At 51.4% G+C, this 16629-nt stretch carries 9 protein-coding genes and 1 pseudogene; 7 read left to right on the plus strand and 3 right to left on the minus strand.

Annotated elements, in window-relative coordinates; genetic code table 11:
• Nucleotide 1: 1 nt before the first annotated feature.
• Both HF324_RS21220 and HF324_RS21225 read right to left on the minus strand, forming a co-directional pair.
• Complete coding sequence (locus tag HF324_RS21220) at nt 2-1594, minus strand: RagB/SusD family nutrient uptake outer membrane protein (protein ID WP_168860754.1); 1593 nt, start codon at nt 1592-1594, stop codon at nt 2-4.
• Nucleotides 1595-1605: 11 nt separating this feature from the next.
• Nucleotides 1606-4656 carry a SusC/RagA family TonB-linked outer membrane protein gene (locus HF324_RS21225; RefSeq protein ID WP_168860755.1) on the minus strand — a complete coding sequence of 1017 codons (3051 nt, stop codon included), beginning with the start codon at nt 4654-4656 and terminating at the stop codon, nt 1606-1608.
• A 256-nt stretch (nt 4657-4912) separates the two neighbouring features.
• Between HF324_RS21225 and HF324_RS21230 the strand changes: the two genes are divergently transcribed.
• Nucleotides 4913-8089: a ligand-binding sensor domain-containing protein gene (locus HF324_RS21230; protein ID WP_168860756.1), complete on the plus strand. Its 3177-nt coding sequence runs from the start codon at nt 4913-4915 to the stop codon at nt 8087-8089.
• Nucleotides 8090-8093: 4 nt separating this feature from the next.
• Nucleotides 8094-8858 carry a response regulator transcription factor gene (locus HF324_RS21235; protein WP_220101216.1) on the plus strand — a complete coding sequence of 255 codons (765 nt, stop codon included), beginning with the start codon at nt 8094-8096 and terminating at the stop codon, nt 8856-8858.
• 29 nt (nt 8859-8887) lie between these two features.
• Here HF324_RS21235 and HF324_RS21240 read toward each other — a convergent pair whose 3' ends face one another.
• Entirely contained in the window at nt 8888-9268 is a 381-nt protein-coding gene (locus HF324_RS21240) for a nuclear transport factor 2 family protein (RefSeq protein WP_168860758.1), read from the minus strand.
• Nucleotides 9269-9443: 175 nt separating this feature from the next.
• On the opposite strand from HF324_RS21240, the pseudogene HF324_RS33885 reads away from it, so the two are divergent.
• The 5 genes and pseudogenes from HF324_RS33885 to HF324_RS21260 all read left to right on the plus strand — a co-directional run.
• A pseudogene (locus HF324_RS33885) lies at nt 9444-9809 on the plus strand (sigma-70 family RNA polymerase sigma factor); the annotation flags it as partial.
• Nucleotides 9810-9838: 29 nt separating this feature from the next.
• Nucleotides 9839-10042, plus strand: coding sequence for a sigma factor-like helix-turn-helix DNA-binding protein (locus HF324_RS33890; RefSeq protein ID WP_373997292.1), 204 nt, complete (start codon nt 9839-9841; stop codon nt 10040-10042).
• A 131-nt stretch (nt 10043-10173) separates the two neighbouring features.
• On the plus strand, nt 10174-11154 hold the full coding sequence (locus HF324_RS21250) for a FecR family protein (protein WP_168860760.1): 981 nt from the start codon (nt 10174-10176) through the stop codon (nt 11152-11154).
• A 220-nt stretch (nt 11155-11374) separates the two neighbouring features.
• Nucleotides 11375-14785 (plus strand): SusC/RagA family TonB-linked outer membrane protein, encoded by a 3411-nt coding sequence (locus tag HF324_RS21255; protein WP_168860761.1) that lies wholly within the window; start codon nt 11375-11377, stop codon nt 14783-14785.
• Nucleotides 14786-14796: 11 nt separating this feature from the next.
• On the plus strand, nt 14797-16614 hold the full coding sequence (locus tag HF324_RS21260) for a RagB/SusD family nutrient uptake outer membrane protein (protein WP_168804409.1): 1818 nt from the start codon (nt 14797-14799) through the stop codon (nt 16612-16614).
• Nucleotides 16615-16629: the final 15 nt, after the last annotated feature.

Consider the following 16629-nt stretch of genomic DNA (forward strand, 5'->3'; position numbering starts at 1 on the left):
CTTACTGTAATTTAGGATTGGAATTGACGGCAGCCTGCGGGATCATAAAGACGGTTCTGCCGCTCCCCTGCGGTTTATGCGAAAGCCAGCTTTTTTGAGTGAATACGCCGAAGCGGATATTATCCCTGCGGCGTTGTGCTTCCCATGCAAACTCCCAACCCAGTTCGTCCATAAAACCGCCATACGGCACAACATCCGTATTTCCGCGGTCTGTGACTACATACTTCTCCACATAGCCGTAGCGATAGCGGGTATTGCCGGTCAGTGCCGCCGCGGTAACCACCGCTTTTGCCGGATCGGTGAAATTGCGTCTGCGCACCTCGGACACGATTTGTGCGGCACCTGCTGCATCACCGGTACGCATAAGGCATTCTGCTTTCATCATCAGCACCTGTGCATAACGAAAGAAGGGAAAGTCATTGCCCAGATCAAAACGGGCCCCTGTCTTAATCTCAAATTTATTCTGCCGGTAGCCTTCAGATTCGCCGGTGAACAATCCATCGGGCAGGTCTTTCGTAAATATAAGATTCTGCCCGGCCCTGTCATACGAGCCCTTCAGGGGCGTTACGCCATCTAAGGCAAACTGCGGGCCCATCAGCCAGGTATCCGCCAGGCGTTTATCAGCCGGATCATAGGTATCGATGAACTGGGATACGCCCATTGCGCTGCCTGATCCCCAGGGCGTTACCTGCATAGCACGTTTATCGCGCAAGGCCGCGTGCCAGGAGAACATATCCACAAAGAAGCCGCCACCACGATTTTCATCAAAGGGAATAGCAAATACGATCTCCGGCGAGTGATCATTCTGTGTAACAAACACATTACGGTAAGCCGCCTCCAGTGAGTATTTATTGGCGCTGATGATATCGTTGCATTCCCGGAGGCAGTCCTGCCATTTTGCTGTTCCCGTATATACCTGTGCGTTGAGATAAATATTGGCCAGCAGGGCTTTTGCCGCCCATTTATTAAAACGGCCGTATAGCCGGGTACCCGTTTCTTCGCTCAGGGAAGGCATCGCTGCCGTTAATTCAGATACGATAAAATCATAGAGCTGCCGGCGGCTTGCCTTATCGGGCAGCACGGTAGCGGTAGTCGTCACAAGCGGCGCGTCGCCGAAATTATCACAGATCAGCCAATAGAAAAAAGCCCTGGCAGCCCGCATCTCAGCGACAAGAGATGCTTGTGAAATACCGGCAGGCGTAGGCACTTTACCGGACTGCAGCTGCTCTATTATCCTGTTGGAATTAGTGACGCCACGGTACAACGCATTCCACATATTAAGCAATTGCGGATTTTCTGAATTCCAGGTGTGCAGGTGCATTCTTTTGTAGATACCTCCATCGTCCCACCCGGAAGGGTTTGCCGGCATCACCAGTTCATCGGAAGTCGTTTCCTGGATCATGTAAAAATTGGTATGGCCAAACAGGGTGCGCATATTCGCATACACGATGCCCATAGCTGCGGTAGCACTTTCATAAGTATAGCTTTGTTCAGTTACGTCAGAATACACAATTTCGTCCAGATCACTATTGCAGGCGCTCAATATTCCCGGAACAATGGCAAGCGCCAGTAAATATTGTTTGATTGATTTCATTGTCATATCATTTATAAGGTGAAAGAGGCGCCCAGTGTGAACGTAGTAGTGGCGGGATAACGGTTTCTGTCATCCAGTCCCGGCGTAAGACCGGTAACGCCTATCTCCGGGTCCACGCCTGAATATTTTGTAAACGTGGCAAGATTGGAGCCTGAGGCATATACCCTGAGTGCTTTGATGGCGGTACGCTTTAACGGAATATTATACCCTATGGTGATATTGTCTATTTTCCAGTAATCCCCCTGCTCGATATAGTAGCTCACGTAATTGAGTGACTGGTCGTCTGCCAGCGGGCGTTTTCCGTAAACATTATCATACGCGGACCTGAGCAGGTTGCCGCGTGTAAGCATTACCGGCGCCGCATAGAACATACGGGGCGTATTGAGGATCTGGAATCCGAAGGCGCCACGCATGGTAATGTTCAGGTCAAAGTTTTTGTAGCTGATGCTATTATTAAAGTTCAGATAATGTTTGGGCAACCCGTTGCCAAGAATCTGTTTATCATCCGCCTGTTGATTGGCGATAGGCTTGGGTTTACCATCTCTACCTTCAATGATCCAATAACCATTCGGGTCGATATCAACAGATTTAAAACCCCAGAAATTTCCAATAGGCTGTCCTATCTGGATACGTGCAATTGACTGCTGGATGGGCTCTTCTGTGGTGCCTGCATCGAAATAACCGGCTGCCAGCTGAAAGTTTTTATCCGACAGGGAAAGCAATTTGTTCCGGTTGGTGGAATAGTTCAGGGACGTATTCCATTTCAGCGCTTTGCGGTCGATGGCGGCAAAGTTCACCTGAAATTCGATGCCTTTATTCTCCATGGAGGCAGCATTGGCACGGATAGTATTGTACAGGTACGGCGGGGTTGGCACGGAATAGTCCATCAGCAAATCACGGGTAACCCGCCGGTACAGGTCCAGTGAACCTGTGATACGGTTGTCCCAAAATCCGTAATCCACCCCGATGTTGGTCTCTTCCTTTTTCTCCCAACGCAGATCGGGATTGGCATTGGTCGCCAGATTGATCACCTGCACCCATTGTCCGTTGATCAACGTATAGGTGTCGAAGTTAAGCCGGTTCAGCGACATGTAGGGATCATTGGGTTCGGTCCCTGTGATCCCGAAACCACCGCGCAGTTTCAACGCGCTGACGATCTTTGACGCTTTCAGGAAGTTTTCATTCTTCATATTCCACCCTGCGGAGATCGCAGGAAAATTGCCATACTTGTTATTACGGCCAAATTTCGAAGAGCCTTCCCTGCGGATGCTGGCCATCAGCAGATACTTATTCTGGAAACTGTAGTTCAGCCGGAAGAAATAGCCAATCAGTTTATTACGGCTCTGGTAGGATTTTTCGGGTGCTTCCCCCCGTGATAAGGCAAGGCCGGCGCCTATATTATTGTAAGAGAAATTATCTGTGGGGAAATCCCAGTTCTGCATCCAATAGTCCTGGTAATTGGTTTCCCGCCAGCTATAACCGCCCAGTAAGGTAAAGTCGTGTTCCCTGATCTGTTTCTGAAAGTTGGCCGTCAGCTCCAACAGGTTTTCTTCCGTACGGGTGGTGCCTCTTGAAGCATAACCGTTCCTTCCGTCGCGGAGGGTAGAATAATTGCGTTTGGTTTCGTAGTAACCGCGCACACTGTTATAGAGATCACGCGACCCCAGCAGCATAATATCAAGCCCCTTCAGCGGTGTATACGTAACGGTGCCCAGCGTCCTCAGGTTGCTGTTCTGATTTTTGCCATCCGTTTCCATCAGCAGGGATACAGGGTTCGCATAAGCTGTTTTATCGGTATGTTCCGTCCATTTGCCGTCTTTGTCTTTTACCGGATCGGTGGGATTATAAGTCAGACCGTTGCGGTACACATCACCGCGATAGCTATCGCCATCCGCGCCGGCAAAAAACGTCTGCTGATAGCCACTGAGGTTGGCATTGAGCCGTAGTTTCCCGCCAAACATCCGATGGGTAACCTCTATTCGCGGATACAGCATCCTGTTATCTGAACGCAGGACCAGTCCTTCCATATTACGATAGTTCAGGTTGGCGACGTAACTGGTATTTTGTGATCCGCCGCGGAGGCTGACGTTATACACCTGAGAAACGGGACGGCGGGTAATTTCGTTCAGCCAGTCAGTGCTGGCACCATAGTCGAATGCGCCCGGTTTACCTTGCGCTACCAGTTGACGGTATTCATCTGCATTCATGAAATTGAGCCGTTTGGTGATCTTCTGGGTGGTGACATAGCTGTTTACGTCCACCGCGGCAGGGGTTTCCCCGTGTACTTTCCTGGTGGTGATAAGGATAACGCCGTTGGTACCCCTGGTGCCGTAAATAGCTGCTGCGGAACCATCTTTCAACACATCAACAGACTCGATATCTTCCGGCGCCACGGTGGTGAGCGTACCGGGTACGCCATCTATCAGCACCAGTGGCGATGTGCCGGAGGTAAGGGTGGTAATACCGCGAAGGTTGATCTGTGCCGTGCCGGTAGGATTGGCGTCCGGCGTGACCACATTCAGCCCGGCCACTTTTCCGCGTACCAGCTGTGCTGCGTCCTGTACAGCCCCTTTCACGAAGTTTTCCGACTTCACACTGGCTACGGCAGTGGTGACGCGTTCCCTTTTCTGGGTGCCGTAGCCCACTACCACCACTGCGTTCAGCGAGGTTTCCACCGCTACCAGGCGTATATTGAGGATAGTTCTGTTGCCAGCCGCCACTTCCTGGGTGGTATAGCCGATGAAACTGAAAACGAGGGTTGCCGCATTATCAGGGATACTGATATTGTATTTCCCGGCGGCATCGGTAACACTTCCCGTAGTGCCCCCTTTTACACGTATGGCCACGCCCGGCAGCGGTACGCCGGATTCATCCGTTACAATACCTGAAATTTTTATCTGTTGGTATGCATTCCCGGGAATAAAATCAATGGGGCGATTTCCTGCTTCTGCGGATGCACCTGTAGTTTCCAGGCACAAGGCTGCTACAACAACGAGCCGGAACAAGGCGGTGGCAGTGTTCATTTTAACCCAGCCGGGAGGGATAGATAAACTTTCTTTCATAACGGTCAGCGATTTAGTATTTAATTGAAAAGTTGAGCAGGACAATCAGGAAGCATATCCACGACAGGTACGTGAAACAGGCGATATTGATATCTTGCGCGATTTTTGGTTGTCTGATAGGTACTGAACAGATCTGCGTCAGGTGATGCAAAATAAGCTGATAAAAAAGTGACGGACTTAACACTGTGTATCAAAAATCTCTCAATTTGTATCACTCCTTTCCGCGACTGGCTTTTTGCAGCTATTTTCTCTATTTTTGGAAAGATCATTTACAGCGCGGGTGAGATATCATTTTATTTTATACTTATTACTGCCCTGGTATGCCAGCATTGCCAACGGGCAACCTGTATATTTCCGTCACTACCAGGTAGAGGATGGACTGGCCAACAATACTGTATTTTCCGTTTTCCAGGATTCCCGGGGCTTTATGTGGTTTGGCACCAAGGAAGGCCTCAACCGCTTCGATGGCGTTACTTTCAGGGCGTTCGATATGAAACAGCAGGGCCAGCAGGATATAAAAGAGTTCGTTTATTGCATCGTTGAAGGAATTCACCGGACATTATGGACAGGTACCCGGAAAGGGCTCTATGAATTTGATCCACGCACAGAAAACTTTTCTTTGCTTGACGGCACCAAAGGCAGAGAGATCCTTGATATTAAATCAGACGGTAAAGGAAAGATATGGTTCACCTCAGACTTACAATTGTATTGTTATGATGAAGGGAGCGGTCAACTGCGTCATTACGGGATGGACTCCCTGAAAATAGCAGCTATCTGTTTAACAGAAACTCAAACATTATGGGCCTGTTCGCTCGATGGGTACCTGTTCCGCTATGACGCGGGGAAGGATACGTTTCATTGCATGAACAGCGTACTCCCGCCCCATGAGCAAAGACCCAACGAAATAAACCGGATTTTCAGCACTGCCTCCGGACAGCTGCTTATCGGCTCCATCCGGGGGCTGACAGCATACGATCCTGAACGCCATACCTACCGTCCGTTGCTGGGCCTTCCGGTACAGAAAAAGCCAGTGTACGTGCGCGACATCCTGGCCTTCTCAAAAGATGAATACTGGATCGCTTCAGAGTCCGGCCTGTACAGCATCAATACAAAAACCGGCCATACGGTGAATATGCGGCAACAGGATGCCAACCCTTATGCTATTTCAGACAACGCTGCCTACACGCTTTACAAGGACAGGGAAGGCGGTATCTGGTGCGGTACATATTTCGGCGGTCTCAACTACTACCACAGCCGCCACAGTTATTTCAAAAAATATTTCCGCAGCAGTGGTTCGTCGGGCCTGAGCGGGAACGCGGTCAGGGAATTATGTGCCGATGGAGAAGGCCATCTGTGGATAGGTACAGAGGATGCAGGACTGAACAGACTGGATATGCATACAGGAGAAGTAACCCGTTTTACTTCTCCTGAAACGGTTTCCTCTACCAACATACATGCCCTGCTGATTGATGGCCATGAGCTATGGGTGGGCACCTTCCAGCAGGGGCTCGATGTGTTGGACCGTCATACCGGCAAACGGCTACGGCACTACAATGCAGCCCCAGCAGTCAACGGGCTGAAGTCCAATTTTATTATCTCCGCCTGCAGAACACAGCACGGGGACATGTTATTTGGCACAAGTCATGGCATTTATCGATATCACCGTCCTACCGACCGTTTTACCCTGGTAAAGGGGTTCCCTGAAAGCATATATGTATTCAGCCTGTATGAAGACGGGATGGGCGTCATCTGGGCGGGCACGATCGGCCACGGCCTGTATTTTCATAACCCCCGGACAGGCGTATCGGGAAATTTCAGCTACGATGCCCGCAACAACCAAAGCCTGAGCAGCAACAGCGTATCCGGCATTTCGGAGGACAGTGAACAGCAGCTGTGGGTATCGACAGAAGGTGGTGGCGTGTGCAGGCTGGACAAAACCCGGCGTCATTTCACCCGGTTCAATACAGGTTCCGGTTTGCCGGGCGATATGGTATATAAAGTATTGGAAGATAAAAACAAGCAGCTCTGGATCAGCACCTCCAAGGGACTGGCGCGTTACAATCCTGCCAGGGATAACTGGAAGATATACACGCAGGCCCATGGCCTGCTCACGGACCAGTTCAATTACAGTTCAGGATACCGGGATGCTTCCGGCACCTTGTATTTTGGCAGTGTAAGAGGGCTGATTAGTTTTAACCCGGATTTTGCGGCAACGGACAAAATCAATCCGGCCGTATACTTCACGAACTTCCAGGTCCACAACCAGGACCTCCCGGCCGGCAGCAGCGCGCTGCGTCAAAACATTTCGTTCACGGACACCATCAGGCTCAAATACGACCAGTCCTCTTTTGCCATCAGCTTTGCCGCGCTCACCTACGTCGCGTCTGACATGACGCCCTATGCCTACCAGCTCGACGGAGCAGACAAAAGCTGGACATATCTGCCGGGCAACCGTAAAGTTTATTACACCAATCTCCCCCCGGGAGACTATACCTTCAGGGTGCGGACGGTCAATAGCGAGGGTGACTGGTTAAACGAGGAAAGGAGATTACTGATCTTAATTTCTCCTCCCTGGTGGCTCAGCCGCACTGCTTACGGGGTTTATCTGTTGTTGGTGTTATCATTAATTTACCTGGGGGTCACCGCTTATCACCGGCGTCAGAAAGAAAAGCATCGGCGAAAGTTAGCGCTTTTCGAACAGGAGAAAGAAAAGGAGATTTACAAAGCAAAAATCGAATTCTTTACAAATGTGGCTCATGAAATCCGGACACCTTTAACGTTAATTAAAGGACCGCTCGAAATGGTGATCGATGACGCCGGTGACCAACCGAAGCTCAGAAAGCGTTTGAAAAGCATAGAACGAAATACGGAACGGCTGGTAGCGCTGACGGACCAGTTACTGGATTTCCGCAAAACAGAAAACCAGGATTTTTCGCTCAGTTTTGTGCAGGTGAATGTGCCCAGGTTGGTACAGGCCAACTACGAGGCGTTTATGCATGCCGCCCAACAGAAGAAGTTATCATTTACGCTTCAATTGCCGGAAAAGAGCTTCCATGCTTTCATTGATACGGAAGCATTTCAAAAGATACTCAGTAACCTGATCGGCAATGCCGTAAAATATGCAGCGGAGAAAGTGGTGATACACGTAGCATCTCCATCTGAGGATGTTTTCCGCATAGCCATCAGTAACGATGGTCCATTGATTCCATGGGCATTCCGGGAAAAAATCTTCGAGCCTTTCTTCCGTGCAGACACCACCCATCAGCCGGGATCGGGCATAGGTTTATCGCTGGCCCGTGTACTTACCCGGCTGCATAATGGAACACTGGAACTGCAACAGGCCGGTGACGGGATGAATCTTTTTGTTCTTTCTCTTCCGGTACATCAGCAAATAGAATTCAAGCTGAATGCTGTACAAAAAAAAAGCACCTGATGCCATGCAACCAACACTGCTGATAGTAGATGACAACAAGGAAATCCTGGAGTTCGTGGATGACATCCTGGGAGGGGATTATCAGATCATCCAGGCGATGAGCGCGCAACAGGCGCTCGAAGTATTGGCTGCCACCTCTATACAGCTGGTGATCAGCGATGTGATGATGCCGGAAACAGATGGTTTTGAACTCTGTAAAATCATTAAGTCGACCCCGGAATACCGCCATATCCCGGTGGTACTGCTTACCGCAAAAAACACCCTGATGTCGAGGATTGAAGGGCTGGAAACCGGTGCAGATGCATATATCGACAAACCTTTTTCTCCACGGCATCTGAAAGTGCAGGTTGCTAACCTGATCACCAACCGCAATATCGTCCGCGACTATTTCGCCAGCGCTCCGCTGCTGCATATTGCCACCGTAGCCGGGAACAAGGCGGACGAGCTGTTCCTGGAGCAGCTGAAAGAGGTTATTTTGCAGCACCTCGACAATCCTCAACTGGATGGCGGGTTCCTTGCAGATGCGCTTAATATGAGCAGGCCTACATTATACCGGAAGATCAAAGCAGTGTCTGATCTGACTATCCACGAGCTGATCAATCAAACCAGGCTGAAGAAGGCGGCGGAATTACTTGCCGAAGGAAAGTACCGGGTGTCCGAAGTTTCCTATATTATGGGATTTAGTTCCCCGAATCATTTTAATCGTGTTTTTTTCAAACAATTTGGCGTATCGCCAACAGGGTATGTAAAAAGGGGCGGACAATCCTGATATCTTTTGTCCGCCCCTGAGATCAACTACTAATAAAAAAACTGTTCGAGAATGATCTGGCCGTCCTTCACTTCATACAGCATGATCTCGTTCAGCTGGACCCTGCCATGCGGTTTCACGGTTATATCCGTCTCCCTCGCCACCGCTATATGATTGCCCGTTACGATCGGAGTACTGGTGTATACGCGGTGCACTGCTTCAATCCGGCTGACGAAGTCCTCTGCTTTTTTCCGCACAGCCGCTTTCCCGGTGGCATCCTGCATGTAAACAGATCTCTCCGGTTCGATGCTCCGCACCTCTTCTGCGAATAATTCATCCTGGATCTCAAACCACTTTTCCTGGGAGGCCAGTTCTTTAAAACGTGCTACTACCTGTTCCGTTGTCAGCACTTTGTCTGCTATCTGTGTCATTGTTTGTTTGTTTTTTAGGGTGATATTTTATGTACCAAAACTACCAACTACCGGCAGTTGTCTACCGGGGTTAAACAGACTTTGTAGCGTGTTGATCTGGACGGGGCCCGTGGATTCCCCTGTTTGTTTTTATTATTATTGTCATTATCTTGGATAATTGTTCAAATTACCTTTAATGAGTTATGGGAAACCTGTAGATGAAACACGCCAGACCGGCACGCCGGCACCGCAGGATGCAGCAGCGCTTGAACCTATCTTTAAAGCGTGTTACGCCCTGTTGCGCGCTTATGCCTGCAAATATGTGACGCGGGAGACGGCGGAAGACATCATCCAGGACGTTTTCATTCAACTGTATAAAAAAGGTCCTTCCCTGAACATCGACACCAGTATCAAAGCTTATCTTTTCCGCAGCGTGCACAACGGTTGCCTTGATTATATCCGGCGCGAAGCTGTTCACCAGCGCTATGTCAGCACCACCCTTCCGGGACTTAGTGAAGCGGAGCTGGACTATTTCAGTCCCGACGGCCCCCGGCAAAGCCTGATCCAACAAGACAACCTGGCTGCCAGCGTATGGCAGGCCATAGAAGCGCTGCCCCCAAGTGCCGGGAGGTCGTCAAACTGCGTTACCAGCAGGGCCTTAAAACCGGTGAAATATCAGCTACTATGGGCATCTCCACGCGTACCGTGGAAACACAACTTTACAAAGCGATCAAACAACTGCGCGGGCTCATACGCAAAACCAGCATTTTCCTCGCTGCGATGATGCTTTTTTAACGCGGATATATATTATATTTTCATTCCCCGGTTCCCAGGGCGTGGACCCCGGGAACCGGGGAGCGCGCAGAAAAATTTTTTTCCAAAATCGATACGTAGTTCCTATCCCTTTCTCGTCTAAATAATATGAAATGGCACTTAATAATACTAACCCGTTGGATTATACGCTATTAATTAAGTTTATTGACGGTCAGGCCAGTCCTGCCGAAACCGCTGAGGTAGCAGCCTGGCTGGATGCCGCCCCCGGCAACCGGGATTTGTACTTCCGGGTGAAGGACATCCTGGACCAGCAGCGCGTATCGGCGGTCACCCGGGAAGAAACCGACGGGCGATGGTTGCAGATAGCCGGGCAGCTGCAGCCTGCTGCAGCGGAGCCTGTTCCGGTACGGCGGCTCCACTGGCTGAAATACGCCGCAGCCGTGCTGGTGCTGGTCATCGGCGGAGGTATAGCCACCTATATGCTGCTGCAGTCACCCCGCGAGGAGCCTCTGCTGACGCTCGTACCGGAGAAGGCAACGGTGCAGCATATGGTATTGCCGGACAGCACGCGCGTATGGATCAAACCGGGAGGACGGTTACGCTATCGCAATGTAAAGGACGGGCTGCGCGAATTATGGCTGGAAGGCTGCGGCTATTTCGAAGTAGTAAAAAACACGGCGACGCCGTTCAGGATACATACACCTGGTATCACCGTGACGGTATTAGGTACATCATTTACAGTGAACGATGATCAACACAACACCAACGTAATAGTAAATACCGGGATGGTAAAAGCCACCGCGCATGAGCAGGACATGCTGGTGCGGCCCGGACAGAGAGCAACGGTAGTCAGCAATACCCTCCGGATGGACAGTGTCAACGCGCAGCTGTTCGCCGCCTGGAAGGATGGCGATTACAAATTTGAGAATACTTCCGTAGCGGAGCTGAAAGAGCTGCTGGAGGCCAACTACGGGTATGAAGTCACCATATTGCAACCGCAGAAATTCCGGACCACCAGCATCAGCGGCCGTATGCTGATAACAGATGCACAGAGCCTGTGCCAATCGCTCTCAGGTATGCTGGAAGCCGATGTCAGGAAAGAAGGTAACCGGATTATTATTCAACCAAAATAAGCACGTCCCAGATTTTTCAGAACAAAGACCAGATTAAACAACATCATTTTTTAACCAGAAAAAAAATTATCCGGAAATCCCGATCGCCGCAGCGTAGCCTGCGGGAACAGTGACTTTGTTTTTACAACGGAAGGATTTTCTCTCCGGGCAGCACCGTCCCGTGACAGATAACTCCTCCACATATCGCTTTATGTAGTCTTTAACCAAAATTTTATCCGTTATGAAATTTGGATCTCTACGGCTTTGCCTGAAGGGAATGGCCGGCCTGTGCCTGTTGCTGGGCGTCACCACATCTGCCACACAGGCGCAGGACGCAGTGGCCGGCATACAGTCGTCACCGTTACCACAATACCAATACCGTAAGTCCGGCAATGCCGATACCAGTCCTGCCCGGCAGGTACTCTCCCTCACCAGCGCGCTGGAAAAAGTTTATAACAAATACCAGCTGCGGATAGCGATGAATGAAAAATATGCGAAGAACATTTTTGTGCCCGACAACCTGCTGAACAGCGGGGCGTCTGCCGCTATCGCTTCGCTGCAGAAAATACTACAGTCCTATGGCCTCACCCTTAACATGACCGGCCCCTCACAATATATCATCACGCCGGCCGAGCCGCGTCCGGCCCCCGTCACGAAACCCGCCGCCAAAATCCACGTTTCCGGCACGGTAAAAGACAAACTCGGCGCGCCACTGGTAGGCGTGACCGTTAAAGTCATCAAAACGCCCATTGGCACCACCACGAATGACAAAGGTTTTTACGAGCTGGACGCAGAGCCGACCGACACCCTCGAATTTTCCTACATCGGCTATCAAACGCAGCAGATCAGCGTCCGTAACCGCCTAGACATCAACATCGAAATGCTGGCAAAGCAGGGAGGTCTCAATGAAGTAGTTGTAGTAGGCTTCGGTGCACAGAAAAAAATCAGCCTGGTGGGCGCACAGTCCACCATCAAACCGGAGGAACTGAAGCTCCCGGTGAGGAGCCTCACGAATGCGCTGGGCGGCCGGCTGGCGGGCATAGTGGCCGTTCAGCGCAGCGGGGAACCCGGCTATGACGGCTCTGACATCTGGATCAGGGGCATCTCTACTTTCGGCTCCAGCCCCCGCGGACCGCTCATCATCGTAGACGGCGTGCCGGACCGCAGCATCAATGACCTCGACCCTGAAGACGTGGAGAGCTTCACCGTGTTAAAAGATGCATCCGCTACCGCGGTATATGGCACCCGTGGCGCCAACGGCGTGATCCTCGTCAATACCAAGACCGGCAAACCAGGCAAACCGCAGATCAATATAGAACTCAACCAGGCCATCACCAAATTCACCCAACTGCCCAAATTCGTAGATGCGCCTACGTTCATGCGTCTTTACAACGAAGGGCTCGAAATGCGCGGCAGGACGCCGCTCTATTCGGAAGAAAGAATACAGCAACATATCAGCGGCGAAGATCCGGACCTGTACCCGAACGTGGACTGGTTTAAAACACTCTTCAACCAGTATGGCCAGAACAGAAGGGCCAACCTGAACGTACGCGGCGGCTCTGAATTCGCGACGTACTATATTTCAGCGGGATACTATTCAGAAGTAGGCATGCTGAAAAGAGACAACCTGCAATCGTACAACTCTGAAATAAAGCTCGACCGCTACAACTTCACCACCAATGTAGACGCCAATATCACCAGGACCACCAAGCTGGAACTGGGTGTCAATGGCTATATCATCAACAGCAACTATCCCGGTATCGGTACCGGCGCGTTGTTTGACCTGGCCACACAGGTACCGCCGCACCTGATACCACCGCAGTATTCCAACGGGCAATGGCCTAAAATACCCGGCGGCAGTTACCCCAGTCCGTACCGTAACCTGACACAGTCCGGCTATGCCACCGAATACCGCAATAACATCCGTTCCAATATCCGCGTGCGGCAGCAACTGGATTTTATCCTGAAAGGGCTCTCGGCCACCAGCATGTTCGCCTTTGATTCCTACAGCTGGAATAACCTAAACAGGAAAAGGGAAGTACAAACCTATTACGCCACCGGGCGTGATTCCGCCGGCAACCTGCTGACGCGCGTGGTAGATCCCGGGTCCAATGTACTGGGCTTTGAAGTGTCCAGAGGCGGCGACCGCCGTTTCTATACCGAAACAGCGCTGAACTATGCCCGTAAATTCGGGGACCACGACGTATCCGCGCTGTTACTGTATAACCAGTCCGACTACATCGACGGCGACGCCGGTGACCTCATCAGCTCTATCCCTTTCCGTGTAAGGGGCCTGAGCGGCAGGGCGACTTACGGCTACAAGAGCCGCTATTTTGCGGAAGCCAATTTCGGGTACAACGGTTCAGAGAACTTCACCCCTAAAAAACGGTATGGCCTGTTTCCTTCCTTTGGCGCAGGATGGGTCATCTCCAACGAACATTTTTTTGAACCGCTGAGCAACGTGCTCTCTTATTTCAAAGTGCGGTACACCTACGGTTTGTCCGGCAACAGCAACACCGGCTCCCGTTTCCTCTTCCTGACAAGGATAAAAAACAAAGACGACCTCGGTTACACGTTCGGCGTGCCAGGTAATACCACCTCTTTCTGGGGCATGGAAGAAGACCAGATCGGTTCAGAAGTAAGCTGGGAAACCGGCAAGCGTCAAAACCTGGGTATCGAAATAAAAGCATTTAAAGATGAACTATCTGTGATCGTGGAGCTGTTTAAAGAAAGGAGGACAGGTATCCTGCTGCGCCAGTACGACATACCTTACTCTTCCGGCTATACGACAGACAACATTCCTTACCGCAACATCGGAATCACGGAAAACAAGGGTATCGACGTAACGGTAGAATATAATAAAACGTTTTCCAAAAATTACTGGGCGGCTTTCAGAGGCAATTTTAACTTCAACATCAACAAAAACGTGTATGACGGCCTTCCGCCGTGGCAGTACCCGTGGCTGAACCGCACCGGTCATACCATCGATCAGCGTTTCGGTTATGTAGCGCTCGGCCTTTTCTCCGATTCCGCAGACATTGCCAAATCTCCCAAACAGTCCGGCGATGTGCGGCCGGGCGACATCAAATACCAGGACCTTAACGGCGACGGCATCATCAACAGTTACGATCAGCAGGCTATCGGTTATGGCTCGGTACCCCGCATTGTATACGGCCTCAACTTCAGCGTTGGCGCCAAAGGGTTTGACCTGAGCCTTTTCTTCCAGGGCGTAGCCATGGCAGACTTCATGTACAGCGGCGGGCATGGCACCAACCCGTTCTACGAAGGTCCTACTATCGGTAACCTCTATACGGCGGCCACCGACCGCTGGACGCCGGACAATCCCAACAGCAAGCCTTTCTATCCACGTATGTCAACCCGACAGGACATCACTACCAATTATTACGCGAGCACCTGGTGGCTCAAACGGGCGGATTATATCCGTCTCAAAAGCGCGGAGCTGGGTTATACCTTCGGTATGCGGAGGCTGCAGAAATACGGCCTGAAGACGCTGCGGGCCTATGTGAACGGCACCAACCTCTTTACCATCTCACCCTGGAAAATATGGGACCCCGAGCTGGGCGACGGCAGAGGCACCGCCTATCCCAACACCACTACTTACAACTTCGGTATCCGTGCCAGTTTCAAATAAAACCTAACATCATGACCTATTCATACAAAAACATACTGCTGTTCTTCCTGCTGTTGCTGTGTGCCGCAGGTTGTAAGAAAGGGTACCTCGACACGGTGCCGGACAATATTACCACGCTGAAAGATGTATTCACCAACCGTTCCATGACCGAGCAATGGCTGGCGCGGCTGTACAATCCCATGCCCGATATGTGGGCGCAGCCTTACACTACCCCATGGACCGGGCAATGCGACGAAGCCGACTACGCCTGGTCCCAGCCCGGCATCAACTCCGGCGCCATCGCTCCCGACAATGCCAGTCCTTCGTACTGGAACAGCTACTATCAGACCATCCGGCAGGCTGCCATCTTCCTGCAGCATGCGGACGAGAACCAGGAGATCAAAGCGCTTCCTGATGGCGAACGGCTCCTGAAACAATACAAAGCCGAAGCCCGTTTCCTGCGGGCCTATTACTACTGGCTGCTGATGCGGCAGTATGGCCCCGTGGTGCTGATGGGCGAAACGCCCAGTCTCCCGGAAGATGATTTTCAGATACCCCGCAGTCCGTGGGATGCCTGCGTGTCTTACGTGATCTCGGAAATGGACAAAGCATTCCCTGATGTGCCGGTACAGCATGTAAACCCGGTAGATCCTACGCAGCCAGATGTTACTCAAACGGGACGTATTACCCAGCCGATCATCCTGGCTGTCAAATCGCAGATACTGCTGTATCATGCCAGCCCGTTGTTCAACGGGAATAAAGACCTGGCTTCTTTCACCAATCCTGATGGCACCGTATTGTTTAACCAGGCGTATGATAAAGAGAAATGGAAAAGAGCCGCCGATGCCGCTAAAGCTGTCATTGATCTCAACCGCTGGGAACTCTATACCGTGTCAGACCCCGATCCTTTCCGTGCCGCCTATCTCTCCTGCCGCAATCTCTTTTTCGACGGCTGGCAGAAAGAAGCTATCTGGATACGCACGTCTTCCAGTCACGTCGGCAACTGGGAGCGCCACTGCGCTCCGCGCTGCGCCAACGGTCAGGGCTGGAACGGCATCGCCGTCACACAGGAGCAGGTGGATATTTTCCGGATGGCCAACGGCAAAGCCACCGGTGATGCCGGCAGCGGTTACACAGAGAACGGTTTTACCAATACCGCCACTCCCTACTATGTGAGCGGTACCTACAATATGTACACCGGCCGTGAACCGCGTTTTTATGTAGATGTGACCTTTAATGGCGCAACAGTGCCCGTCGTTCCTGAATCCGGACAAACGAGAGTGGAATTTTTCTTTACCGGCAATTCCGGTAAAAACGGCGCGCCGCGCGACTGGCCCTCCACCGGTTACACTGCCCGGAAGAACATTCACCCTAACACCGATTTCCGGACAGGGCGCAATTTCACCCGCCCGGCCATGATGATCCGCCTTGGCGAGATCTATCTCAACTATGCAGAAGCACTCAACGAATATGAACCCGGCAACGCCGACATTCTCAGATATCTTAACAAGATCCGCAACAGAGGCGGTCTGCCCGACCTGCTGCCCGGCATGTCCCAGGCGGAAATGCGGGCGCAGATACAACTCGAACGCCGCATCGAACTGATGTTTGAAGGTCATCGCTACTGGGACGTGCGTCGCTGGAAAGTGGCCGACAAAGCTGACCAGCACCAGGGCGGCGCTTTCCACGGGATGAACATCGAAAAAGGAAGCTCGCTATCGGACCCCGAGTTTCATCAAAGAACGGTTTCATTTACCAGGGCCGCATGGCAGCCCAAGTTTTATTTCTATCCTGTTCCGCAGAGTGAGATAGACCGGAATAAAAAGCTGGTGCAGTTTCCAGGCTATTGAGAGAAGATTCTAAAA

Source organism: Chitinophaga oryzae (genome assembly GCF_012516375.2).
GTDB lineage: Bacteria > Bacteroidota > Bacteroidia > Chitinophagales > Chitinophagaceae > Chitinophaga > Chitinophaga oryzae.